The following is a 22,696-nucleotide window of genomic DNA, read 5'->3' as shown; positions in this document are numbered from 1 at the left end:
TTATGAGGAAGAACGTTTGTGTACTTGTCCTAATTTAGAGTAATAATTAAAGACACTATACAGAATATTAAACAACTCATAATATTTCAGTAGCCTTAAAAGCACAGTCTTGCCGATTTTGTATTTTGCACACTTATGAAAATTTATCCTGTAGAAGCCGGAAATTTTAAATTGGATGGCGGTGCCATGTTTGGCGTGGTGCCTAAGAGCCTTTGGCAACGTACCAACCCTGCTGATTCAAACAACATGATCGATATGGCAGCTCGCTGTCTACTTGTGGAAAGTGGAGATCGCTTGACCCTCATTGATACAGGTATGGGTAACAAGCAGTCAGAAAAATTCTTCGGTTATTATTATATGGATCACAGGTTTGACTTGGACAGTTCCCTGAAAGATCTAGGATTTTCAAAAGATGATATCACTGATGTATTCTTGACCCACCTGCATTTTGACCATTGTGGTGGTGCGATTCAAAAAAATAATTCTAGTGATGTCTTAGAGCCCGCTTTCGCGAAAGCGAAATACCATTCCAATGCTAACCACTGGAAATGGGCTACAGAACCTAACGATAGAGAAAAAGCAAGTTTTTTATCTGAAAACATACTGCCTATTCAGCAAAGTGGACAGCTGGAGTTGATCCCTCAAGATTCTTATTACCGAACGGCTCAAGAGATGGATTTTGATATTTTATTTGTGGATGGTCATACAGAAAAGATGATGATACCGCATTTTAAAATTGATGGGAAAACATTCGTTTATATGGCAGATTTATTGCCTACTGCAGGACACGTGCCTTTGCCTTACGTTATGGGGTATGACACTAGACCTTTACTGACCCTAGATGAGAAGGAACGATTTTTGGAGCTTGCAGCTACTAACGGTTATTATCTAATTTTAGAACACGACCCGCACCATGAAATTATTACCGTGAAACATACAGATCGTGGCGTGCGACACGATCAAACCTATACCTTTAAAGAGATTTTTAATTAAAACCATAAGAATATGAAATACACATTTTTAAAATATAGCTTCTTAAGCATTGCGGCAGCTGGTTTATTGACCGGTTGTGGTGGTAGCTCTTTGAATATTGCTTCTCCACCAATAGAGAATATTGACCAGCGGCCGCTTAAAGTTCAAGAACTAAGTGAAATTCAAGCAAAGAATTGGAAAGACCTTGACTTACTTAATGATACTGTTCCAGGAATGTCAGTGGATAGAGCGTATTCAGAATTACTTACTACGACTACTGCTAATGGCGCTAAGGTGATTCGTAAGGGTCAACCTGTTATTGTTGCCATTATCGACTCAGGTGTGGATATCGAGCATGAGGATCTTGATGATGTGATATGGACTAATGAAGATGAGATTCCTGGAAATGGAATTGATGATGATAATAATGGTTATATCGATGATATTCATGGCTGGAATTTCCTAGGAGACATTGTAGATGAAAACTTAGAATACGAGCGTATTGTACGTGATAAAGGGAAACTTCCTGCAAACGTTGTTGCTAAAGCACAAAAAGAATATGATGAAAAAGTAGCTGAGGCCTCTCAAAACAAAATGCGTTATGAGCAGATATTGCAGCAGGTGAATCAAATTGACGCGGTACTTACCAAATTTGCAGGAACTGCAGATTACACTGAAGCGGATATAGAACGAGCAGCTAAGTCTGAAGACGAGCAGGTACAACAAGCCGCTAGTGCGTTGAACTTTTTCATGAGCCAGGGTCTAGAAGATGCTGCCCAAGCTAGGGAAGAGCTTACTAAGCTGATCACAGACGCAACAAACTTGATGAACGGTGATAAATTGAAAACGAACTACCGTAGAGACATATTAGGAGATGATCCTTATGTATGGGACACAGGAGTTTATGGTAATAATGAATACTCTGGTCCAGATCCAGAAAAAGCAGATGCCTTTCATGGTACTCATGTTGCAGGTATCGTTGCAGCAGAGCGTGATAACGACCTAGGCGTGAATGGCGTGGCAAATAATGCTCGCATCATGGTATTAAGAGCCGTTTCACAGGCAGATGAGTATGATAAGGATGTAGCGAGAGCAATCCGCTATGCTGCAGACAATGGAGCAAAAGTGATCAACACAAGCTTTGGGAAATATCACTCTCCTAATCCAGAGTGGGTTTGGGATGCAATTAAATACGCCGCTAGTAAAGATGTTTTAATCGTAAACGCTGCGGGAAATGAATCTTTAGATACGGATTTCACCCAGGTGTACCCGCAAGATCAATTGGGCAGCAATGCTAATATTTCTGACAATTTCTTGACCGTAGGAGCACTAGGACCGGTTTATGGCCCTAATATGATTGCCGGATTTTCAAACTATGGAAAATCTTCAGTAGACGTGTTTGCTCCTGGAGTTGCCGTTTATTCAACAGCTCCATTGAACACGTATAGAAACGCTGGTGGTACAAGTATGGCCTCTCCTGCAGTAGCTGGCGTAGCAGCTGTGTTGAGGTCCCAATTTCCAAACCTTAGTGCTGCTCAAACTAAACAGATCATTATGGATAGCGGTTTGACAACTAATATTGATGTGGTATTAGGTGACGATAGTACAAAGCGTTTTATGGACATCACTTCCTCTGGAAAAATGGTGAACCTCTACAACGCATTGATTCTAGCTAGCAAAATGTAACTATCAAAAAACTCAATTTTTAAAAAGCCTTGGAATTATTTGATTCCAAGGCTTTTTTTGTTTTAGAGAAAAGAAGGTTGTAAAATTGCCAGCTGCATTCAATCTGTTAATAAATAGTGGATAACATAAGTTAAAAAGTCGGTCAACGGACGTTAAACTACGTTTTAAAGAACCAAAATGGTGTATTATTCGTATAAAGAGATATAACTTTCTATTTTCGCAGTCAGTCCCTAATGATGCTTACAACCATAACGTCGAACTATTTACTGATTCTTTCCCAAGGATCTGGCGCCGCGCCGCCACCGCCTAAAATGGGCCCTGCACCTCCAGTAGGAGATTTAGTGCCTATAGATGGCTCCATCTGGGTATTGATTATTGCAGCCTTAGGCATCATTGTCTATCACAGTTTTCTGGTTTGGAAAGAAACTAGAAAAGCCTCTTAAAGACTCATAAGTCTTTTTACATATTTCCCTATCACATCAAATTCTAGATTAACCACATGACCTTTTTTAAGGTTTTTAAAGTTCGTGTGTTCAAAGGTGTAAGGGATAATTGCTACAGAGAAAGAATTGGTATTAGAATTCACTACAGTTAGGCTTACTCCATTGATACAGATGCTGCCTTTTTCAATAGTTACATTTTGAAGAGACGGATCATATTCAAAGGTGTATTCCCAAGAACCTTCCTTTTCTATAACCTCAACGCAAGTAGCCACCTGGTCGACATGACCTTGAACAATATGTCCATCTAACCGGGCATTCATTTTCATGGCGCGCTCCATGTTGATCAAATCCCCAACCTTCCATTCACTTAAGTTGGTTTTGTCCAATGTTTCTTGAATGGCGGTGACAGTGTATTCGTCTCCTTTAATAGTTACAACGGTCAAGCAGACACCATTATGACTAACGCTTTGATCTATTTTTAATTCACTGGCCAGTGTATTCTGCAAGGTGATATGAATATTAGACAAATCTTTCTGAAGATTTACAACTTTGGCGGTAGACTCTATGATTCCTGTAAACATAAGTGTGGGAAAACTGTTATTTTTAGACATTCAAAAATACAGCGAAAAAGCGCTCATCTCATGGCTAAGGAAAAGAACATTAGAGTAGGAATAAGCATAGGAGATCCAAATGGGATAGGAGGGGAGATTATCCTTAAGGCTTTTGAAGATCCAACGATGTTGGAGTTATATACCCCAGTCATTTTTGCAAGCACTAGGCTATTCTCTTATTATCTTAAAGAATTAGATCTTTCTGCAAAAATTCACGGTATCAAATCTCTAAATGATGTGGTGCCAGGAAAAATCAATGTTGTCCGTTTATTGAATGAAGATTTCAAGGTTCAATGGGGACAAGTAGATAAGAAAGCAGGAGAAGTGGCTGTTTTAAGCTTAAGGGCAGCGGTCACAGCTCTGAAAGAAGAACATATCGATGTTCTAGTCACCGCGCCCATAAATAAAGAATCCATCCAGTCTGAGGAATTTAAATTCCCAGGTCATACGGATTACTTAAATCAAGAGTTAGAAGGAGAAAGCTTGATGTTTATGGTTTCCGAAAGTTTAAGGGTTGGATTATTGACGGATCACTTACCCATAAGTGAAGTTTCAAAGAACATAACCGCAAAAACGATTAAAACCAAAATAGGAACGATTAAGGAATCTCTGAAAAAAGATTTCGCAATCAGTAGACCTAAAATTGCTGTTTTGGGCATCAACCCTCATGTTGGAGATAACGGTGTGATAGGAACAGATGATCAGGACAAATTAATTCCTGCTTTAGAGGAATTGAGAGAAGATGGGAATATCATTTTTGGTCCATACGCTGCAGATGCGTTTTTTGGAAGCGCCAACTATAAAAATTTTGACGCTATTCTCGCTAGTTATCACGATCAAGGATTGGTACCATTTAAAACACTAAGTTTTGGGTCAGGAGTTAATTTTACTGCTGGTTTGAGTCATGTAAGAACAAGCCCAGATCACGGGACAGGCTTTGATATTGCTGGTAAAAATGAAGCGAACGCTGGCTCAATGATTGCAGCCATACATACCGCCGCAAACATATTTCGCAATCGCACGATGTATGATAAACTCACCTCAAATGTGTTAAAATCCCAATCCAGAAAACGTAGGGAATATTAACAATGCATTTTTAATAACTTTTATTATCTTTGCCGACTCTTTGAAAAGAGAAGATTATGGAACTCAAGGCATTCAACATAGCCTTTGCTGGATTAAAGCAAGGTAAGCATGAATTCAAATTTGAGCTTGATAATGCGTTTTTTGAAAGTTTTGGATATGAGGATTTCAATTCGGCAAACGTTATTGTTGATGTAGAATTGGATAAAAGATCTACATTGATGGATCTTGTCATGGAGGGATCAGGGTCAGTAAATGTCAATTGTGATGTGACTGATGAGCCTTTCGATATGCCTATAGATGCTTCTATGGATATTGTAGTCAAATTTGGTGATAGCTTTAATGATGAGAACGAGGACCTTTTGATTCTTCCTCATGGGGATTATCAAATGAATGTTGCACAGTATCTCTATGAGATGATCGTTTTATCCATACCTTATAAAAAAACACACCCTGGAATTGAAGACGGTACGTTGCAGTCTGATGTTCTAGACAAATTAGAAGAATTGAAACCTTCAGGGTCTGATGAAACTGAAGATGATATAGAAATGGATCCTAGATGGGAGGCATTGAAAAATTTAAAAACGGATAATAATAAATAGCCATGGCGCATCCTAAGAGAAAAATCTCGAAAACAAGAAGAGATAAAAGAAGAACTCATTACAAAGCAACTGTACCACAAATTGCTACAGACTCTACCACAGGTGAAGCTCACTTGTATCACAGAGCTCACTGGCATGAAGGTAAATTGTACTATCGCGGTAATGTTTTAATCGACAAAACTGAAGTAGCTGAAGCTTAATTCAATTATTGTGATTTAATCACTAAAAGTTGCTTTCCTTTAAAAATTGCTAAAAAATGACACGTTTTTATACAAAACGTGTCATTTTTTGTTGTTTTTTATTAGCTTTCAAGGCTGTAGTAATTTATCTAGATATTATAGGTATGACTGACATGAAAGCGGCGATTACCGCCGTAGGTGCCTACGTTCCCGAGTACAGATTGACCAATTCCGTTTTGGAATCCATGGTGGATACCAACGATGAATGGATAACCACGCGCACTGGAATTCAAGAGCGTCGTATATTAAAAGATCCTACCAAAGGATCTTCTTTCCTAGCCATAAAGGCGGCTCAAGACCTTATTAACAAATCAAGTACAGATCCTGCCACTATTGATCTAGTCATTGTCGCTACAACAACACCAGATATGCCTGTGGCATCAACAGCCGCATACGTAGCTACCCATATAGGCGCTGTTAATGCATTCTCATACGACTTAATGGCGGCTTGCTCTGGTTTCCTATATGGAATGAGTAATGCGGCATCATATATTGAATCTGGGCGCTATAAGAAAGTTTTGCTAATAGGTGCTGATAAGATGTCTAGCATCATAGATTATACAGACCGCGCCACCTGCATTATCTTTGGAGATGCTGGTGGCGCAGTTCTTTTTGAGCCTAACCTGGAAGGGAACGGTCTTCAAGATGAAATTTTACGTACCGATGGTTCAGGTCGAGACTTTTTGCGTATTGAGGCAGGTGGATCTTTACTTCCAGCATCGCATGAAACGGTAGAGAAAAAACAGCATTTTGTATATCAGGATGGTAAAAACGTTTTTAAATATGCAGTGAGCAATATGGCAGACGTGGCAGAGCAAATAGTTCAACGTAATGATCTTACCAATAACGATATTGATTGGTTAGTACCACACCAGGCTAATAAAAGAATTATAGATGCAACTGCAAAAAGAGTAGATTTACCTAATGAAAAAGTAATGGTCAACATTCATAAATATGGAAATACGACCAGCGCAACCTTACCTTTGTGCCTAAATGAATATGAAAGCCAATTGAAAAGAGGGGACAACCTAGTATTCGCTGCCTTCGGCGGTGGATTTACTTGGGGATCCATACTTTTGAAGTGGGCTTACAATAGCTAACACCCCAAATAACTAACTATATGGACATTAAAGAAATTCAGAACCTCATCAAGTTTGTCGCAAAATCAGGCGCTAGTGAGGTAAAGCTAGAAATGGACGACATCAAGATCACTATAAAGACTGGATCTGATGAGCCTAATGTGACCTACATGCAACAGCCTATGCAGCAAGCACAGCCGCAAATGCAACAGGCAGCACCGCAAGCTCCACAAGAAAGCCAGGCACCTGCACCCGCAATATCAGCAGCAACTACCGCAGCAGATAAGTACATTACGGTAAAGTCCCCAATAATTGGAACCTTCTATAGAAAGCCGTCTCCAGACAAACCTACATTTGTAGAAGTAGGCGATAGCGTTAAAGTAGGCGATACCCTGTGTATTATAGAGGCAATGAAATTATTTAACGAGATTGAAAGTGAAGTATCTGGAACCATCGTTAAGGTTTTAATTGACGATATGTCTCCGGTAGAATTCGATCAGCCGTTATTTTTAGTAGACCCTTCTTAAGAAAGGTTAGAAGTAGTTAGAGTTGAGGCTTTTTCGCTTTCGCGAAAGCGAACTCCCCAACACATCATCCACTAAAAATAAATAGCATGTTTAAAAAAATATTAATTGCAAACCGTGGCGAGATCGCTCTACGCGTGATACGCACCTGTAAGGAAATGGGTATCAAAACCGTAGCCGTATATTCTACCGCTGATGCCGAAAGTCTACACGTAAAATTTGCAGACGAGGCCGTTTGTATAGGACCGCCACCCAGCAACCTGTCGTACCTAAAGATGTCGAACATCATTAGCGCTGCAGAAATTACAAATGCAGACGCCATCCACCCAGGATACGGATTCTTATCTGAGAATGCAGACTTTTCACGTATTTGTGAAGAGCATAAAATCAAGTTTATAGGCGCAAGCCCAGACATGATTGCTAAAATGGGAGATAAGGCTACCGCCAAAGCTACCATGAAAGCCGCAGGAGTTCCTTGTGTACCAGGATCTGATGGGATTATAGAAGATTTTGATGACTGTGTAAAAGTTGCTAAAGAAACAGGATACCCGGTAATGCTTAAAGCTACCGCCGGCGGTGGTGGTAAAGGAATGCGAGCGGTATGGTCTGAAGATAAGTTGAAAGCCGCCTGGGACAGTGCCCGTCAAGAAAGTAAAGCAGCCTTTGGCAACGACGATATGTACATGGAAAAACTCATTGAAGAGCCACGTCATATTGAAATTCAAGTAGTAGGAGACAGCTACGGTAAAGCTTGTCACCTTAGTGAACGGGATTGCAGCGTTCAACGCCGCCACCAGAAATTAACTGAGGAAGTTCCTTCCCCTTTCATGACTAAAAAGCTACGCAAAGACATGGGAGAAGCCGCCGTTCGTGCAGCAGAATTTATCGCTTATGAAGGTGCTGGTACCGTAGAATTTCTTGTGGACAAACACCGTAACTTCTACTTCATGGAAATGAATACACGTATTCAAGTGGAGCACCCGATTACGGAACAAGTAATTGATTTTGATTTAATACGTGAGCAGATTCTAGTTGCAGCAGGAACAAAAATTTCTGGAAAAAACTATGAACCATCATTGCACTCCATCGAGTGCCGTATAAATGCAGAGGATCCTTATCACGACTTTAGACCATCACCAGGTAAGATTACAACACTGCACGCACCAGGCGGGCATGGAGTACGCCTTGATACCCACGTGTATGCTGGATATTCAATACCGCCTAACTACGACAGTATGATCGCTAAGTTGATTACTACCGCTCGTACACGCCAGGAAGCTATTGATAAAATGAAGCGAGCATTAGACGAGTTTGTGATTGAAGGTGTTAAAACTACCATTCCATTCCACAGACAGTTGATGGACGAGCCTGCTTATGTGAAGGGTGAGTATACCACCGCTTTTATGAACACGTTCAAAATGAAACCTCAGGAAGATTAGAGCCTTGAGAAGTATATAAAAACGCCCGTTGCATTGCAACGGGTGTTTTTTGGTAAAAGAAACTTTAGTTCACAACCCTAGTACACATTTAGAACATTGCAGTGCCTAAGAGGGGGCATCCTACTCTATGTATTAAGTTCAATAAATAATTGACTACCAATAACGTAATCTGAATTTGACTTGACCCACAAGGTTTCACCCTGAAAATGACAAGCCAGTAAAAAATGGTCTCCTTTAAAGTAAGATTGTCGAACCACCACTGACAATCCAGATTTAGATATTTGTAACTCGTGCGGATATTTTAATAAGTCGCCATCAGTCCTAAACCACTCTTTTGGTATTTGATTCACATCGTCAAACAAGGACGCTACATATTTAGTTTTAGGATCAGTATACAGGATTTTAGTAGGTCGATGGTCTACCACATTCCCTTCATGCATTACAATGGTTTGATCTGTGAACGATAGTACATCATTTCGATCGTGAGTTGCAATAAGGCAACTGATGTTTTCTGATTTTAGAAAATCAAACAACCGGCGTCTCAAGCTATTCTTTCTAAAATTATCTACATGAGAAAAAGGCTCGTCTAGGAGAAGCAGTTCAGGTTTTTGCGCTAAGGCTTTAGCGATCGCTACGCGCTGTTTTTGACCACCAGAGAGTGTTTTGACCTTCCGGTGTCTCATTCCGGTCATTTCAACTACCTCCAGCAAGCTTTCTATGCGCTCCTTGCGATCATCGAGTTGAATTGACAGGTGTTCCCCTATGTTTTCAGATACGCTGGTGAAGGGCATTAAATCAAATTCTTGTGGAATATATTTCATCATAGGGTGTCCCAGAACAAGATGATAATCAGCCCCTTTTAGTTCTTGATCGTTCCAGGTAATTTCTCCGCTTTGAGCTTGCAATAAACCATAAATAACGTTCAGTAAGGTGCTTTTTCCACAACCACTTTCACCCATGATCGCCACATGCTTTCCTTGCTCTATTTGTAAGGAAATATTGAGGAGAGTTTTCGCTTTCACACTTCGACTGCGTTCAGTGTGAACTTCATCGTCGCGTCGCTCCTTGAAAGCGAAATTAACAGCATTTAATTGCAACATATGTCAAAGGTAGGGAGGAGAAGGTAAACGAAACAGGAATAAAAAAAGCCGCTGGAACACATTCACAGCGGCTTCAAATGAAATTAGTAATCTTACATTTTCACATCATTCGCCGTTTGAGGCAGCTCTTTGTAACCCATGTTATACAACATGAACCCATAAATATCAGTTTGCTCTTCAATGATCTTACTGGTAGGTTTTCCAGCACCGTGGCCAGCATCTGTCTCAATTCGTATCAGCGTTGGATTATTTCCAGCTTGTTTTGATTGTAGCTCTGCAGCAAACTTGAATGAGTGTGCGGGAACCACGCGGTCGTCATGATCACCAGTGGTAATTAGGGTTGCTGGATAATTAGTTCCTGCTTTGACGTTATGTAATGGGGAATAGCCCTTTAGATAATTGAACATTTCTATATTATCCTCAGCGGTTCCATAATCATAAGCCCAACCAGCACCTGCGGTGAACTTATTGTATCGTAGCATATCGAGAACACCCACCTGTGGAATAGCAACGGCAGCTAGATCTGGACGTTGAGTCATTGTTGCTCCTACTAGAAGTCCACCGTTTGAACCACCTTGTAGCGCTAGCTTTTCAGTAGAAGTGTATTTTTCCTTTTTTAGGTACTCCGCGGCTGCGATGAAATCGTCAAATACATTTTGCTTTTGCATTTTAGTTCCTGCATCGTGCCACTTAGTTCCATACTCACCACCACCTCGCAAGTTTGCTACAGCATAGACTCCTCCCATTTCCATCCATGCAGCTCTAGAAACAGAGAATCCAGGATAAAGAGAAATGTTGAAACCGCCATAACCGTAAAGTATGGTAGGATTTGTCCCATCTTGTTTCATTCCTTTTTTGTAAGAAATAATCATAGGTATTTTTGTCCCGTCCTTAGAAGTATAAAACACTTGTTTGCTCTCGTATAAGCTTGGATCAAATTTTACATCAGGTTTACGATATAATTCTGAGGTTCCCTCAGCGATATTATAGATATAAGTACTTCCAGGAGTCACATAATTTGTAAACGAATAGTACAAGGTTTTGTCGTCTTCCTTAGCTCCAAAACCACTGACGTTACCTACACCAGGAAGTTTTACATCCCGCACTAAAGTCCCATCATAGTTGTACTGTTTGATCTGTGAAACCGCATCCACCATATATTCTGCAAAAATATAACCTCCACCTGTGGATGGTGAAAGAACACTTTCAGTTTCTGGAATCAAGTCAGTCCAGTTAGCTGGAGTCGGATTCTTGAAGTTAGTAGTCACTATCTTTTTATTAGGCGCATCTTTATCAGTTACAATCCATAGCTTATCACCTTCATTATGCATTACATAACTGTTGGTGTCAAAATTATCAATCACAGTTACTAATGGCGCGTTAGCTTCATCCAATCGTTTCATAAATATTTTACCACCATTCGTACTTGTACTCGCTGAAATAACTAGGAAACGCTGGTCATTTGTCACACTACCACCTACATATCTATATTTCTGATCTGCTGTGGCACCAAAAACTACTTTGTCTGAACTTTGTGGAGTTCCCAGTTTGTGATAATACAATTTGTGTTGATCTGTCATCGCACTCAGCTCGCTACCCTTAGGCTTGTCATAACTAGAGTAGAAAATCCCCTCGTCCTTATACCAAGAAATTCCTGAAAACTTCAAATCAACCAATGTATCTCCTAATTGCTCCTTAGTTTCTGCATCCAGTATGATCAATTTACGCCAGTCGCTACCCCCTTCAGATATGGCATAAGCTAACTTAGAACCATCTTCAGTAAAGCTCATGCCGCCTAGTGATATGGTACCTTCTTCATTAAAAGAATTAGGATCTAAAAACACAGTTGCGGTAGATGGATCAGCATCGTTTTCATAACGGTACAGTACCGACTGATTTTGTAAACCATCATTTTTATAATAGTATGTATAATCACCTTCTATGAATGGAGCTCCTATTTTTTCATAGTTCCACAGTTCTGTCAATCGATCTTCAATGGCATTACGGTAAGGGATGTTTGCCAGATAATCTTGAGTCACTTTGTTTTGAGCTTTCACCCATTCTCCAGTTTCTTCACTGCGATCGTCTTCTAACCAGCGATAAGGATCAGCCACTTCATTACCAAAATAGGTGTCTGTTGTATCAACTTTTTTAGTTTCAGGATAAGTTAGTGCCATTACGGTTTCATCTTCTGCTTTTTCATCCTTGCAAGAGGTCAAGACTAGAATACTCAAGGCGACAAGACAAATAGGATTTGTTTTCATAGTTATTTTTTTAGTAGTGGTAAAGTTTCGATTCCTAAGTCAGAACCTATTTTTAAGAAATACATTCCGCTAGCGATTCCTTGCAGCGATACGCTTCTGGCAGGTTCAAAAACCTTGATGACTTGGCCGCTTAAATTAAGCAATTCCAATTTCAAAACGCGCGTAGTGCCAGATATCGTCACGAGATCTTGGGCAGGGTTGGGGTAGATGGAGATCGCTTTCGCGAAAGCGAAATTCCCACTAGATAATACATTAGAGGAATATTTGTAAACGCCTCCACTGTCTGAACTAGTGGTAAAACCACCACTGAAACCTGTGGCGGCATCAAAGAACGCGACATCTACATGTTGAATCGTATCAATATTTGTCCAGGAAACCCCATCGTCAGTCGAGTAGGAGCTTCCCGCAAAATCCGGGTTTGATCCCACGCTTATGATAGAACTAGTACCAGGAGCATAGGCAATATTATCACCATAAGGGTTTGCACCACCGCTGATAATAATGCGCGTCCAGGTAGCGCCAGCATTGATGGTAGTATAGATTAAACCCTCATTAGTTTGAAGAATACCTTTGCTTGCATCAGAAAAGCTGATGTCGCCAGAGACTTCAGTCCCGCCAAAATCGCTAATGGGAGATTGATAAACGCTCCAGCTCGCTCCACGATTTATAGAGTGGTAAATCCTTCCTTTACTGGTCGTGAACCACAGCGAATTATCGATGCTTTCCATCTGCGCCAGATAACCAGTTTCTCCAGATTGCGCCGCTGGAATGTTCGCTTGACTAATCCTTGTAAAGGTAGCTCCACTATCGCTTGTCAAGTAAATTTCCCAACCATCAGCAATGGGGTCGCCTGCCACCACACCTGCTCCATTATCATAAAAATGTAGTGTGTTCGGGAAGCTATTCGTTGCTGTAAATTGAGTAGAGGTAAGTTTATTCCAGGAAGAACCGCCATTTTCAGTTTTCCAGACACCACCTTGTTGATTAGAACTTCTAGGATAGGCAGCGACAAAAGCTACTTGCGCATCCAGTGCAGAAATATCTGCAATTCCTAAACCTACATTTCCTAAAGTAAAGGATCCATCTGTCCAGGTGAATCCACCATCTTCAGTTTTAGAGAACTGCTGTATATTATTGCTAGGATTTATTCCATTGTACCCTATTCCCCAGGCTACATTCTCATCCACTATATCAAATCTTGAAATCCCTGTGGATGCTGTAGGGAAACCTGTAGCATACTCTTGCCAAAACTGCGCTTGACTAATGAAGCTAAAAAGCAAAAGGCAAGCAAATGGTAGAGGTGAGCGCATAGGAAAAATTTAAGCTAGGGCTTAAAAATAGCTATTTTACCCTTGTGCCGCGCATTATTAGGCATTTACAAGCTTGTTTTTGATCAAATACTCGGCTATCTGTACTGCATTAGTAGCAGCCCCTTTTCTAAGGTTGTCCGCAACGATCCACATGTTCAATGCATTTGCTGCAGAATGATCCCTGCGTATGCGTCCTACAAACACGTCGTCCTTCCCTTGAGCCATCAATGGCATAGGGTATAAATTGACATCAGTATTGTCCTGCACTGTAACCCCAGGAGTAGCTGCTAGCAAGACACGAACTTCGGATTCCGTAAAATCATTGTGAAATTCCACATTAACTGATTCAGAATGCCCGCCTACGACAGGAATTCTTACTGCAGTTGCCGTTACCGCTATCGTTTTGTCGTCTAATATTTTTTGAGTCTCGCGCACGAGCTTTAATTCCTCCTTAGTATATCCATTTTCCTCAAAAACATCACAGTGTGGTAAGGCATTTCTGTGGATCTGGTAGGGATAAGCCATTTCGCCTTTCGCTCCGGTGTATTCGTTCTCTAGCTGCTGAACGGCTTTCACACCCGTTCCTGTGATGGATTGATAGGTTGAAATTACGAGTCGCTTGATGCCGTACTTTTTATGAAGCGGCGCCAGCGCCATAACTAGTTGTATGGTAGAGCAATTAGGGTTTGCGATGATTTTATCTTCCGTAGTTAAATCAACTGCATTTATTTCTGGAACGACTAGTTTTTTTCCTTTTTCCATGCGCCATGCGCTGGAATTGTCAATAACCGTGGTGCCAGCAGCAGCAAACTTAGGAGCGTAATCGAGGCTCACACCACCACCTGCTGAAAATAGAGCGATTGCTGGCTTCATATCCATCGCCTGTTGCATGCTGACTACTTTGTATTGTTTGTCTTTGAAAGTTATTTCAGTTCCAACAGATTTTTCTGAGGCTACTGGAATTAACTCTGTAATATCAAGATTTCTTTCTTCTAAGACTTTAAGCATAACCTGGCCTACCATACCGGTTACACCTACAACAGCTATTTTCATGATGGGTTTATTTAATAGACAAATGTACATGCCAAGTGCGAATTTGAAGAGCGAAAATCAAATTTATGCATAGAAAAAGCCGCTTCTAGAATAGAAACGGCTTATAAAATTAAAAAATGGAATTTATTATTTTTGGGACTTGATAGCGTCTCTGATTTCCATCAAAAGTTGCTCTTCTTTACTAGGTCCTGCAGGTGCTGCCGGAGCCTCTTCCTTCTTTTTCTTTGTTTTATTGTAAGCTTTGACGATCATAAATAACACAAAACCAACTATGATCAAGTTGATGATGCTGTTTACCCAGTTACCCCATGCGATAACAGATCCACCAGCCTCTTTTGCTGCTTGTAAGGTTTCGTATTCCCCACCATCAAGAGTGATAAAGAAGTCTGAAAAGTCAGAACCTCCTGTGAAATAACCTACTATAGGCATCATGATGTCAGTTACAAAACCTTTGACAACAAGACTTACAGCGCCTGCTAAAATTACTGCAACGGCTAGGTCTATGACGTTACCCGTCAGGATAAACTTTTTAAATTCTTTAAGCATAATGGTTTGGTTTTAATTGAATTGAAAAATAGCTATTTACTTGAGATAATGAAACCAGAAGCCTCTAATTCCATTAACTAACTCATTTATTAAGGTACACTCTGCGTACTCTTTTTTGAATTCCAGTCAGTAGTTCATATGAGATTGTTCCTGCTTTTTCAGCCATATCTCTTGCTGGATAGTTTTGATCAAAAATAGTGACCGGATCACCTACAGCACATTCTATACTACTTACGTCCACCATAAACATATCCATGCAAATGATTCCTAAAGTAGGCGCCCATTTTCCATTAACGAGCATATTTGCACGACCATAGCCGTAAATACGGTTGATGCCATCGCCATGACCTAGTGCAATCACAGCATATTTCAAATCTTTTTCAGCTTTATGGCTGCGATTGTAGCTCACGCTTTCTCCTTTTTTAATGGAGCGTATTTGGGAAATATTGGATTTCAAAGACGCTACAGGTCTCAAATGAATATCGTAATTAATATCATTACCATACCCATACAGCCCAATTCCAGAGCGTACCATACTGTAATGAGAGTCGCTGTAGTTAAGAATTCCGCTGGTATTGTCTGTATGTCTTAGGCACTTGTAACCCAACTGTTGCTCGACAATATCACACAACTCTTCAAATTTGGAAATCTGAGATTGAGTGAACTCTTTTTCATCGTGGTCTTCACTAGCAGCTAGATGTGACTGTAGACCTCGAACATTTATCTGTGAATTGCGTTGTAGTAACGCTATTACCTTAGGTAAGTCTTCAGGATCAATTCCTATGCGGTTCAATCCTGTGTTGAATTCTAGGTGTATGGGGTAATCTTGTAGTGATTTCGCTTTTGCGAAAGCGGAAAAACGTTCCAGTACCTTAACACTATAAATCACTGGTTCTATACAGTGCTCAAAGCAGTCTTCCAAGGTATGCAATTGCGGGTGCAAGACTAAAATAGGCTTAGTAATCCCAGCTTCTCTTAGTTCTATAGCCTCTTCCACATAAGCGACTGCAAAATAATCAGTACCTAGCTCTTGTAATTTTTCAGCTATCCGCACCATCCCGTGACCGTACGCATTTGCTTTTATCACGCTCATGAACAAGGTGTTTTCAGAAATCTTAGATTTTAAATACTGAAAATTATGGGCGAGTGCCGCCAGATCTACTTCCAGTCTCGTACCGGTTGGGATCATTTAGGAGCCTGTTTTATCTGTTATTTCCCGTGCATCGTTGACAGGAATATCTTTGACTTTACTAGCAAGCATAGCTTTATAATAGGCGCCACGGCTCAGGGGTTCGTATTCTTGCTGCTCTCCTAGCATGACTACATTATCATTACTGGTTTTTCGGTAGCTGTATTGTGCTAGATTGCCGGTACGAGTGCAAACGGCATGAACTTTAGTCACATACTCAGCTGTCGCCATGAGCGCGGGCATAGGACCAAACGGGTTGCCTTTAAAATCCATATCTAAACCTGCTACAATAACGCGAATTCCTTTATTGGCTAGTGTGTTGCAGACAGCCACAATTTCATCATCAAAGAACTGCGCCTCATCAATGCCTACCACTTGACAACCACTGGCAAGTAAGGGGATGTTTGCCGCTGCAGGAACGGGAGTGGATTGAATTTCATTAGAATCATGAGAAACTACTTTTTCCTCATCATAACGCACATCAATCGCTGGTTTAAAAATCTCTATTTTTTGATTGGCAAACTGCGCACGTTTCAATCGGCGTATGAGCTCTTCCGTTTTACCAGAAAACATGGAACCGCAAATCACCTCGATCCAGCCGAATTGCTCTTCATGATTCACTGTATTTTCTAGAAACATTTTGTAATTTAGAAGCTCTTGCGGGAAGCCGCTTTGCTCCTGCAATTGCTCAAAAATACAAAGAAACGCGCGGCATATAAACCCATTATGAAAAAGAAAATAGTAGCAGACCTTACCAGTCTCGCCCACCGTATTTTACAATTGAAAGAGAATGAGGACGTTGCTGAACTTCAGGCTACGGCCAGAGAGCTGTATGAAAGGCTCACCGTGCTTGTATATATTGAAAAGCATCTTCCAGACTCATCTTCTACAACAGGTAATAAAGATGTAGAAGATAAATTCAAAAAAGCTTTTAAAGACGATCAGCAGGAGATGAGTAACTTGTCAGAGGATGCAGATTCAGAACACCATAACATTTATTCAACTACTACCAATAGCTTAACTGATCTAGAAGTGCCAGAAGATGGATATCAAGAGGAAATAGACGTTCCAGGGATTTCTACTATCCAAAAAATGGTATTTGAAATGCCAGATGCGCCTATTGAAAACCCCTCAGATTCTGATAAGGACGAGGAAGATGCTCCAGTTCACAAAACATCCTACTCGACTACCACAAACAGCCTGACTGATTTAGAAGTTTCAGAGGATGATGATCGAGAAGAGATGGACCTTCCTGGAATGTCTACCATACAGAAAATGGTAGTTGAAATGCCAAATGAAGTTCCTGATGCACCTAGTGGGGAGTCAAACACCATTAAGAAGCATGATAAGACAAACCTCGAACAATTAACGGTTGATTTTCAAACCATGCCGGTATTTGAGCGCAAGTCCATCGCTCAAGAACCAGACAAGCCTAAATCGTTGAACTCAAAGCTGAACACAGGAGTAAAGATGGGAATGAACGATCGCATGGGTTTTGTCAAACATTTGTTCAATGGTAGCAATCAAGATTTCAACCGAGTGCTATCGCAATTGAACACGATCAACTCCTATGATGAGGCGCAAAATTTCATTCACACCATGATCAAACCAGATTATAATAATTGGGAAGGCAAGGAGAGTTATGAAAGCCGCTTTATGGATTTTGTAGAGCGTCAATTTCAATAAATCCATATGAAATATGCCTACTGGATTGTCACAGGACTCTTTTGTGCCATGATGACATTTTCCGCTGTGATGTATGTCTTTAACTATGAGTACATATCAAGTGAAGTAGTGAAACTTGGTTTCCCTACTTGGATTATTCACCCTTTAGCGGCTCTAAAGTTAGCAGGTGTGGTGACCATTCTACTGCGTAAGAATAGGTCCTTTGTAGAATGGGCATACGCCGGATTTTTCTTTAATATCATGCTTGCGATCATTGCACATATCACCATTGCAGATGGCGAACATTGGGGTGCAGTAGTGGCTTTATCTTTGAGTTTATCGTCTTATTTCTTAGGTAAAAAAGCTCGTCCACTGGTCTAGGATGGTTTTTGGTATTTCGCTTTCGCGAAAGCGAACTAAACCAAAACCAATCGCACAAAAAAACCTTCTAGGATCGCTAGAAGGTTTTTTCGTAGGCCATTAATTGGCCGAAGTTTGTTCTCTTGATGAGATGCTGAAACGAATTCAGCATGACAGAGAGTTAAAGTTAATTATTCAAAGCCTCAGCACCACCTACGATCTCAAGGATCTCATTAGTAATGGCTGCTTGACGTGCTTTATTGTAAGTTAATTTCAATTGGTCTCTAAGTTCAGTTGCATTGTCCGTTGCTTTATGCATTGCTGTCATACGCGCACCGTGTTCACTAGCCCATGAATCACGAACTCCTTTATACAATTGCATTTTCAACGACTTAGGAATCAATTGCTCAATGATCTCTTCTTTAGAAGGCTCATAAATGTATTCTGTCGCATTAGCTGGAGCTTCTCCATCTAAACCTGCTAGAGGCTTCAATGGTAAAAATTCCTCGCTCATGACCGTTTGTGTTGCAGCGTTTACAAAGCTGTTGTAAACAATGACGATTTTGTCAAATTCACCCGTGACAAAAAGGTCCATCAATTCCTCAGCAATCACAGAGACTTTATCAAAAGAAATATCGTCAAACAAATCACTCTTATTGGACTGGATGGGAGAGCCTTTCTTAGCAAAATCATTTGCTTTCTTACCTATAGTCATGTAAGAAACGGCTACACCCTTCAAATCTTCCTGATTCAACCGAATCAATTCTTTGATGATGTTTGAGTTGAACGCACCAGCAAGACCACGGTTGGACGTGATCGCCACAACAAGTGCTTTTTTCACTTCGCGTTGTTCGGCAAATTTGCTACCTGCATCGCCTTCCATAGAAGCGCTGAGGTTCTGTAGCAATTCAGTTAGCTTATCAGAATAAGGGCGCATTGCAGTAATAGCATCTTGTGCCTTTTTCAACTTTGCAGCACTCACCATTTTCATAGCAGATGTAATCTGCATCGTTGAAGATACTGAGGTGATTCTGTTACGTATTTCCTTTAAGTTAGCCATGAATCAAGTTATGAGTTCAGAGTTATGAGTTCAGAGTTTGAAGTTATGAGTTTTTGATAATCGCTACCAAAATTCTAATTAGCTCCTCACACCGGTCTCTCATTCCTTGCGGTACCGCTCTTCCAGTTGCTTCAAGAATATCTATCCAGTAAATAGTCTCGTCTGCTTCTTTGAGGGCAATCCCAAATTTATTTTTAAAATCCTTTGTGCTAACACCTCTTTGAGCCTCCCGCGTATTTGCTCCAATACTGGTTCCGCTTCTTAGCAACTGAGATGCTAACTCGTAATCTTTTTTCAGTTTTAATTCATCACAATATCTGACTACTTCACAGGCAAATTCGAAACTTTTTGTACGAATCGGACTGTTCTGATAACCCATTTACTGCAATATTTAATATTTTAATCCAAAGATGGAATTTGAATCACTCTGAACTCATAACTCCGAACTCTGAACTAATAATTAATATCTAGATGAAAGATCTTTAGCCACTGCAGTCAACGTATCGATTACCTCGTCGGTTAACTTACCAGCTTTCAAGGTATCTAGAGTGTCTCTATGCTTGGCATTCAACAATTCTAGATAATCTCTTTCAAATTCTTTTACTTTTTCAATCGGAACGTTTCTTAGAAGGTTTTTAGAGCCTGCATAGATAATTGCGATTTGGTTTTCTACTGGGTAAGGATTGTTTTGAGCCTGCTTAAGGATCTCCACATTTCTTCTACCTTTTTCAATAACGCTTAATGTTGCAGCATCTAGGTCAGAACCAAATTTCGCGAAAGCTTCCAATTCACGGAATGCCGCTTGATCCAGTTTCAACGTACCAGCAACCTTTTTCATCGATTTGATTTGAGCGTTACCACCTACACGAGATACCGAGATACCTACGTTAATCGCCGGACGTACACCAGAGTTGAACAAGTCTCCATCTAGGAAGATCTGACCATCAGTAATCGAGATTACGTTAGTTGGGATATAAGCAGATACGTCACCAGCTTGCGTTTCAATGATAGGCAATGCAGTAAGTGATCCACCACCTTTAACGATAGGGCGTAAACTTTCTGGAAGGTCATTCATTTCAGATGCGATCTTGTCATCGTTGATCACCTTTGCAGCACGCTCTAGCAATCTTGAGTGCAAGAAGAAAACGTCACCTGGATACGCTTCACGTCCTGGTGGACGACGTAACAATAGGGACACCTCACGGTAAGCAACTGCTTGCTTAGAAAGATCATCATAAATGATCAATGCAGGACGACCTGTATCACGGAAGTATTCTCCAATCGCTGCTCCAGCAAACGGTGCATATACTTGCATAGGTGCAGGGTCAGATGCATTTGCAGCAACGATAGTCGTATAAGCAAGTGCTCCAGCTTCTTCAAGAACTTTTGCAATCAATGCAACAGTAGAAGCTTTTTGACCAATAGCTACATATATACAGTATACTGGCTCGCCAGCATCGTAAAATTCTTTTTGGTTGATGATTGTATCGATACAAACCGTTGACTTACCAGTCTGACGGTCACCAATAACCAACTCACGCTGGCCACGACCTACAGGAATCATCGCATCAATAGATTTGATACCTGTTTGCATAGGTTCAGTTACCGGCTCACGATAGATAACTCCAGGGGCTTTACGCTCTAGGGGCATCTCGTAAAGGTCTCCTTCAATAGGTCCTTTACCATCGATAGGTAAACCTAGTGTGTTTACTACACGACCTACAATTCCTTCGCCTACTCTTAGGGAAGCAATACGCTCTGTGCGTTTAACTGTATCACCTTCTTTAATTTCAATAGACGGGCCTAATAATACCACACCTACATTGTCCTCTTCAAGGTTCAATACGATACCTTCCATACCGCTCGCAAAAGAAACAAGTTCTCCATATTGTGCGTTTGAAAGACCATAAACACGTGCGATACCATCACCTACGGTAAGAACGGTTCCCACTTCATCAAGAGATGCAGTTGCATCAAAACCTGATAATTGTTGCTTAAGTATTGCAGATACTTCTGCTGGATTTACTTCTGCCATGTTGTTCTATTTATACTATTGCTGTGGCCTGTTAGGACCTATATTTTTTTTTAAAACTTACGCTTTCGCGAAAGCGGAATACCTACAATCTTTTTACTCAATAGAGTACTTATCCGCAAATTCTCTTTTAAGTTCACCCAAAGTACTATTCACACTTGCATTGATTTCCTTATCGCCTACTCTTAGGATAAATCCACCAACGATACTAGGATCAATTTTCTTTTCAAGCGTTACTTCAGTTCCAGCTAATTCCTTTGCCTTGACTAAAATCTTCGCTTCAAGTTCTGGAGAGATTTCTAACGCTGTAGTTACTGTGGCTACCTCACGTTTGTTCATTTCTTCATAAAGAAGAATATATTTAGTAGCGATATCTCCTAGAATGTCTGCACGTTGATTATCAACGATCAAATCAAATGCTCCTATCGTGATCCCGCCAACCTTGCTAAACACTTGACGCAATGCACCGCGCTTTTGTTCTGTTTTTACGACAGGACTTTTCAAGAAATCCTGAAGCTCTTTATTTGAATGAACTGTCGTTAGGACAGACTTCATATCTTCATTCACGGCAGCCGCTTCCTTTTTATCTATTGCTAGATCTAGAATGGCTTTGGCATATCGGGATGCTGCTCTTGAAAGTTTCATAGTTGTTTTCTAGATGTTTGCTTCAGCAAGCATTTTGTCGATTAGGGCAAACTGTGCTTCTTTTTCAGAAAGTTCCTTACGGGTGATCTTCTCTGCAATCGCAACAGATAGATCCGCTACTTGTGACTTGATATCGGCTAGTGCAGCTTTCTTTTCTGCTTGAATAGCTTCTTGTGCACTTGCAATTATTTTGTCTGCCTTTTCTTGTGCAGTTGCAGCAGCGTCAACGATCATTTTTTCTTTGATCTCACGTGCTTCTTTCATGATAGCATCACGCTGTGCGCGTGCTTCTTGAGCAGCAGCCTCGTTAGAAGCTTGCAGTTGTGCCATTTCAGTTTTCGCTTTCGCGGCAGCGGCAAGTGCATCTGCAATACCTTCTTCACGCTCATTAAGGGCGCCCAAGATAGGTTTCCATGCAAATTTACCTAGCAATACGATCAAGATTACAAGGATGATCGCTTGCATAAAAAACAAGCCTGGTGAAAAATCTTCTAGTAAATTCATTTCTCTAGATTAAGGTAATGGGTTTTAATTTTTAAAAAACGCGTCCTGCAACCAACCGTTGCAGGAATTGCGTTTCTTTTTTGTTTTGATACTACTTACCTAAGATAAGTGCACCAAATGCAAGACCTTCAAGAAGTGCACCGATGATGATCATCGCAGTTTGGATTTTTCCAGCTGCTTCAGGTTGACGAGCGATAGCTTCCATCGCTTTTCCACCTATTTGACCAAGACCGATACCACCACCGATAACGATAAGACCTGCTCCAATTAAATTGTACATAACAATCGAT

Annotated in this window: 25 protein-coding genes; 11 read left to right on the top strand and 14 right to left on the bottom strand. The window is 40.6% G+C overall.

The window, feature by feature from the left end; all coding sequences use genetic code 11:
* Positions 1-135: 135 nt before the first annotated feature.
* The 3 genes from NMS_RS03880 (at position 136) to NMS_RS03870 (ending at position 3,101) form a co-directional block, all read left to right on the top strand.
* Positions 136-993, top strand: coding sequence for an MBL fold metallo-hydrolase (locus NMS_RS03880; RefSeq protein ID WP_041495505.1), 858 nt, complete (start codon positions 136-138; stop codon positions 991-993).
* A gap of 12 nt (positions 994-1,005) precedes the next feature.
* Positions 1,006-2,658, top strand: coding sequence for a S8 family peptidase (locus NMS_RS03875; RefSeq protein WP_041495503.1), 1,653 nt, complete (start codon positions 1,006-1,008; stop codon positions 2,656-2,658).
* A gap of 236 nt (positions 2,659-2,894) precedes the next feature.
* Positions 2,895-3,101, top strand: a complete 207-nt coding sequence (locus NMS_RS03870; RefSeq protein WP_148311328.1) for a hypothetical protein — start codon at positions 2,895-2,897, stop codon at positions 3,099-3,101.
* Here the strand turns inward: NMS_RS03870 and NMS_RS03865 are convergent.
* Positions 3,098-3,682: a riboflavin synthase gene (locus NMS_RS03865; RefSeq protein ID WP_041495501.1), complete on the bottom strand. Its 585-nt coding sequence runs from the start codon at positions 3,680-3,682 to the stop codon at positions 3,098-3,100. The genes NMS_RS03870 and NMS_RS03865 overlap by 4 nt on opposite strands.
* A gap of 60 nt (positions 3,683-3,742) precedes the next feature.
* On the opposite strand from NMS_RS03865, the gene pdxA reads away from it, so the two are divergent.
* From pdxA to accC, 6 genes are all read left to right on the top strand, one after another.
* Positions 3,743-4,798 (top strand): 4-hydroxythreonine-4-phosphate dehydrogenase PdxA, encoded by a 1,056-nt coding sequence (pdxA, locus tag NMS_RS03860; RefSeq protein ID WP_041495500.1) that lies wholly within the window; start codon positions 3,743-3,745, stop codon positions 4,796-4,798.
* Positions 4,799-4,854: 56 nt separating this feature from the next.
* Positions 4,855-5,397 carry a YceD family protein gene (locus NMS_RS03855; protein WP_041495499.1) on the top strand — a complete coding sequence of 181 codons (543 nt, stop codon included), beginning with the start codon at positions 4,855-4,857 and terminating at the stop codon, positions 5,395-5,397.
* Between the two features lie 2 nt (positions 5,398-5,399).
* Positions 5,400-5,597, top strand: coding sequence for a 50S ribosomal protein L32 (gene rpmF, locus NMS_RS03850; protein ID WP_041495498.1), 198 nt, complete (start codon positions 5,400-5,402; stop codon positions 5,595-5,597).
* A 143-nt stretch (positions 5,598-5,740) separates the two neighbouring features.
* Positions 5,741-6,736: a beta-ketoacyl-ACP synthase III gene (locus tag NMS_RS03845; RefSeq protein ID WP_041497443.1), complete on the top strand. Its 996-nt coding sequence runs from the start codon at positions 5,741-5,743 to the stop codon at positions 6,734-6,736.
* A 20-nt stretch (positions 6,737-6,756) separates the two neighbouring features.
* Positions 6,757-7,242: an acetyl-CoA carboxylase biotin carboxyl carrier protein gene (accB, locus tag NMS_RS03840; protein WP_041495497.1), complete on the top strand. Its 486-nt coding sequence runs from the start codon at positions 6,757-6,759 to the stop codon at positions 7,240-7,242.
* Positions 7,243-7,328: 86 nt separating this feature from the next.
* The gene (gene accC, locus NMS_RS03835) at positions 7,329-8,678 is read left to right on the top strand and encodes an acetyl-CoA carboxylase biotin carboxylase subunit (RefSeq protein WP_041495496.1); all 1,350 of its coding nucleotides are present in this window, start codon (positions 7,329-7,331) and stop codon (positions 8,676-8,678) included.
* 125 nt (positions 8,679-8,803) lie between these two features.
* Here the strand turns inward: accC and NMS_RS03830 are convergent, their stop codons facing one another.
* The 7 genes from NMS_RS03830 to NMS_RS03800 form a co-directional block, all read right to left on the bottom strand.
* A complete protein-coding gene (locus NMS_RS03830) occupies positions 8,804-9,778 on the bottom strand; it encodes an ABC transporter ATP-binding protein (RefSeq protein ID WP_084217599.1) in 975 nt (324 codons plus the stop codon).
* A gap of 92 nt (positions 9,779-9,870) precedes the next feature.
* Positions 9,871-12,042: a prolyl oligopeptidase family serine peptidase gene (locus NMS_RS03825; protein ID WP_041495494.1), complete on the bottom strand. Its 2,172-nt coding sequence runs from the start codon at positions 12,040-12,042 to the stop codon at positions 9,871-9,873.
* Between the two features lie 2 nt (positions 12,043-12,044).
* Positions 12,045-13,352 carry a T9SS type A sorting domain-containing protein gene (locus NMS_RS03820; protein WP_041495493.1) on the bottom strand — a complete coding sequence of 436 codons (1,308 nt, stop codon included), beginning with the start codon at positions 13,350-13,352 and terminating at the stop codon, positions 12,045-12,047.
* Between the two features lie 57 nt (positions 13,353-13,409).
* A complete protein-coding gene (locus tag NMS_RS03815) occupies positions 13,410-14,405 on the bottom strand; it encodes an aspartate-semialdehyde dehydrogenase (RefSeq protein ID WP_041495492.1) in 996 nt (331 codons plus the stop codon).
* A 126-nt stretch (positions 14,406-14,531) separates the two neighbouring features.
* Complete coding sequence (gene mscL, locus NMS_RS03810) at positions 14,532-14,951, bottom strand: large conductance mechanosensitive channel protein MscL (RefSeq protein ID WP_041495491.1); 420 nt, start codon at positions 14,949-14,951, stop codon at positions 14,532-14,534.
* 82 nt (positions 14,952-15,033) lie between these two features.
* The gene (gene alr, locus NMS_RS03805) at positions 15,034-16,140 is read right to left on the bottom strand and encodes an alanine racemase (RefSeq protein WP_041495490.1); all 1,107 of its coding nucleotides are present in this window, start codon (positions 16,138-16,140) and stop codon (positions 15,034-15,036) included.
* The gene (locus tag NMS_RS03800; RefSeq protein ID WP_041497440.1) at positions 16,141-16,779 is read right to left on the bottom strand and encodes a thymidine kinase; all 639 of its coding nucleotides are present in this window, start codon (positions 16,777-16,779) and stop codon (positions 16,141-16,143) included.
* 87 nt (positions 16,780-16,866) lie between these two features.
* On the opposite strand from NMS_RS03800, the gene NMS_RS03795 reads away from it, so the two are divergent.
* Positions 16,867-17,826 carry a hypothetical protein gene (locus NMS_RS03795; protein ID WP_041497438.1) on the top strand — a complete coding sequence of 320 codons (960 nt, stop codon included), beginning with the start codon at positions 16,867-16,869 and terminating at the stop codon, positions 17,824-17,826.
* 6 nt (positions 17,827-17,832) lie between these two features.
* On the top strand, positions 17,833-18,186 hold the full coding sequence (locus NMS_RS03790) for a DoxX family protein (protein WP_041495489.1): 354 nt from the start codon (positions 17,833-17,835) through the stop codon (positions 18,184-18,186).
* Between the two features lie 166 nt (positions 18,187-18,352).
* Here the strand turns inward: NMS_RS03790 and atpG are convergent, their stop codons facing one another.
* From atpG to atpE, 6 genes are all read right to left on the bottom strand, one after another.
* Positions 18,353-19,225: an ATP synthase F1 subunit gamma gene (gene atpG / locus NMS_RS03785; protein ID WP_041495488.1), complete on the bottom strand. Its 873-nt coding sequence runs from the start codon at positions 19,223-19,225 to the stop codon at positions 18,353-18,355.
* 43 nt (positions 19,226-19,268) lie between these two features.
* Positions 19,269-19,604: a four helix bundle protein gene (locus tag NMS_RS03780; protein WP_041495487.1), complete on the bottom strand. Its 336-nt coding sequence runs from the start codon at positions 19,602-19,604 to the stop codon at positions 19,269-19,271.
* A gap of 81 nt (positions 19,605-19,685) precedes the next feature.
* Positions 19,686-21,260 carry a F0F1 ATP synthase subunit alpha gene (gene atpA / locus NMS_RS03775; RefSeq protein WP_041495486.1) on the bottom strand — a complete coding sequence of 525 codons (1,575 nt, stop codon included), beginning with the start codon at positions 21,258-21,260 and terminating at the stop codon, positions 19,686-19,688.
* 93 nt (positions 21,261-21,353) lie between these two features.
* Positions 21,354-21,902 (bottom strand): ATP synthase F1 subunit delta, encoded by a 549-nt coding sequence (gene atpH / locus NMS_RS03770; protein WP_041495485.1) that lies wholly within the window; start codon positions 21,900-21,902, stop codon positions 21,354-21,356.
* A 9-nt stretch (positions 21,903-21,911) separates the two neighbouring features.
* Entirely contained in the window at positions 21,912-22,406 is a 495-nt protein-coding gene (locus tag NMS_RS03765) for a F0F1 ATP synthase subunit B (RefSeq protein WP_041495484.1), read from the bottom strand.
* A 91-nt stretch (positions 22,407-22,497) separates the two neighbouring features.
* Positions 22,498-22,686 (bottom strand): ATP synthase F0 subunit C, encoded by a 189-nt coding sequence (gene atpE, locus NMS_RS03760; protein ID WP_041495483.1) that lies wholly within the window; start codon positions 22,684-22,686, stop codon positions 22,498-22,500.
* Positions 22,687-22,696 lie beyond the last annotated feature (10 nt).

The organism is Nonlabens marinus S1-08 (assembly GCF_000831385.1).
GTDB lineage: Bacteria > Bacteroidota > Bacteroidia > Flavobacteriales > Flavobacteriaceae > Nonlabens > Nonlabens marinus.
Note: the sequence above shows the minus strand (reverse complement) of the source record. Positions and strands in the feature narration are given on the sequence as shown.

Excerpts from the sequence above, each read along its gene's own strand:
- NMS_RS03845 (WP_041497443.1), top strand. The coding sequence starts at position 5,741 with ATGACTGACATGAAAGCGGCGATTACCGCCGTAGGTGCCTACGTTCCC.
- NMS_RS03790 (WP_041495489.1), top strand. The coding sequence starts at position 17,833 with ATGAAATATGCCTACTGGATTGTCACAGGACTCTTTTGTGCCATGATG.
- NMS_RS03875 (WP_041495503.1), top strand. The coding sequence starts at position 1,006 with ATGAAATACACATTTTTAAAATATAGCTTCTTAAGCATTGCGGCAGCT.
- atpE (WP_041495483.1), bottom strand. The coding sequence starts at position 22,686 with ATGTACAATTTAATTGGAGCAGGTCTTATCGTTATCGGTGGTGGTATC.
- NMS_RS03830 (WP_084217599.1), bottom strand. The coding sequence starts at position 9,778 with ATGTTGCAATTAAATGCTGTTAATTTCGCTTTCAAGGAGCGACGCGAC.
- alr (WP_041495490.1), bottom strand. The coding sequence starts at position 16,140 with ATGATCCCAACCGGTACGAGACTGGAAGTAGATCTGGCGGCACTCGCC.
- NMS_RS03815 (WP_041495492.1), bottom strand. The coding sequence starts at position 14,405 with ATGAAAATAGCTGTTGTAGGTGTAACCGGTATGGTAGGCCAGGTTATG.
- mscL (WP_041495491.1), bottom strand. The coding sequence starts at position 14,951 with ATGCTTAAAGAATTTAAAAAGTTTATCCTGACGGGTAACGTCATAGAC.
- NMS_RS03855 (WP_041495499.1), top strand. The coding sequence starts at position 4,855 with ATGGAACTCAAGGCATTCAACATAGCCTTTGCTGGATTAAAGCAAGGT.
- NMS_RS03880 (WP_041495505.1), top strand. The coding sequence starts at position 136 with ATGAAAATTTATCCTGTAGAAGCCGGAAATTTTAAATTGGATGGCGGT.
- NMS_RS03800 (WP_041497440.1), bottom strand. The coding sequence starts at position 16,779 with ATGTTTCTAGAAAATACAGTGAATCATGAAGAGCAATTCGGCTGGATC.
- NMS_RS03780 (WP_041495487.1), bottom strand. The coding sequence starts at position 19,604 with ATGGGTTATCAGAACAGTCCGATTCGTACAAAAAGTTTCGAATTTGCC.
- NMS_RS03765 (WP_041495484.1), bottom strand. The coding sequence starts at position 22,406 with ATGAATTTACTAGAAGATTTTTCACCAGGCTTGTTTTTTATGCAAGCG.
- rpmF (WP_041495498.1), top strand. The coding sequence starts at position 5,400 with ATGGCGCATCCTAAGAGAAAAATCTCGAAAACAAGAAGAGATAAAAGA.
- NMS_RS03865 (WP_041495501.1), bottom strand. The coding sequence starts at position 3,682 with ATGTTTACAGGAATCATAGAGTCTACCGCCAAAGTTGTAAATCTTCAG.
- atpG (WP_041495488.1), bottom strand. The coding sequence starts at position 19,225 with ATGGCTAACTTAAAGGAAATACGTAACAGAATCACCTCAGTATCTTCA.
- atpA (WP_041495486.1), bottom strand. The coding sequence starts at position 21,260 with ATGGCAGAAGTAAATCCAGCAGAAGTATCTGCAATACTTAAGCAACAA.
- accC (WP_041495496.1), top strand. The coding sequence starts at position 7,329 with ATGTTTAAAAAAATATTAATTGCAAACCGTGGCGAGATCGCTCTACGC.
- NMS_RS03870 (WP_148311328.1), top strand. The coding sequence starts at position 2,895 with ATGCTTACAACCATAACGTCGAACTATTTACTGATTCTTTCCCAAGGA.
- NMS_RS03825 (WP_041495494.1), bottom strand. The coding sequence starts at position 12,042 with ATGAAAACAAATCCTATTTGTCTTGTCGCCTTGAGTATTCTAGTCTTG.
- accB (WP_041495497.1), top strand. The coding sequence starts at position 6,757 with ATGGACATTAAAGAAATTCAGAACCTCATCAAGTTTGTCGCAAAATCA.
- NMS_RS03795 (WP_041497438.1), top strand. The coding sequence starts at position 16,867 with ATGAAAAAGAAAATAGTAGCAGACCTTACCAGTCTCGCCCACCGTATT.
- pdxA (WP_041495500.1), top strand. The coding sequence starts at position 3,743 with ATGGCTAAGGAAAAGAACATTAGAGTAGGAATAAGCATAGGAGATCCA.
- atpH (WP_041495485.1), bottom strand. The coding sequence starts at position 21,902 with ATGAAACTTTCAAGAGCAGCATCCCGATATGCCAAAGCCATTCTAGAT.
- NMS_RS03820 (WP_041495493.1), bottom strand. The coding sequence starts at position 13,352 with ATGCGCTCACCTCTACCATTTGCTTGCCTTTTGCTTTTTAGCTTCATT.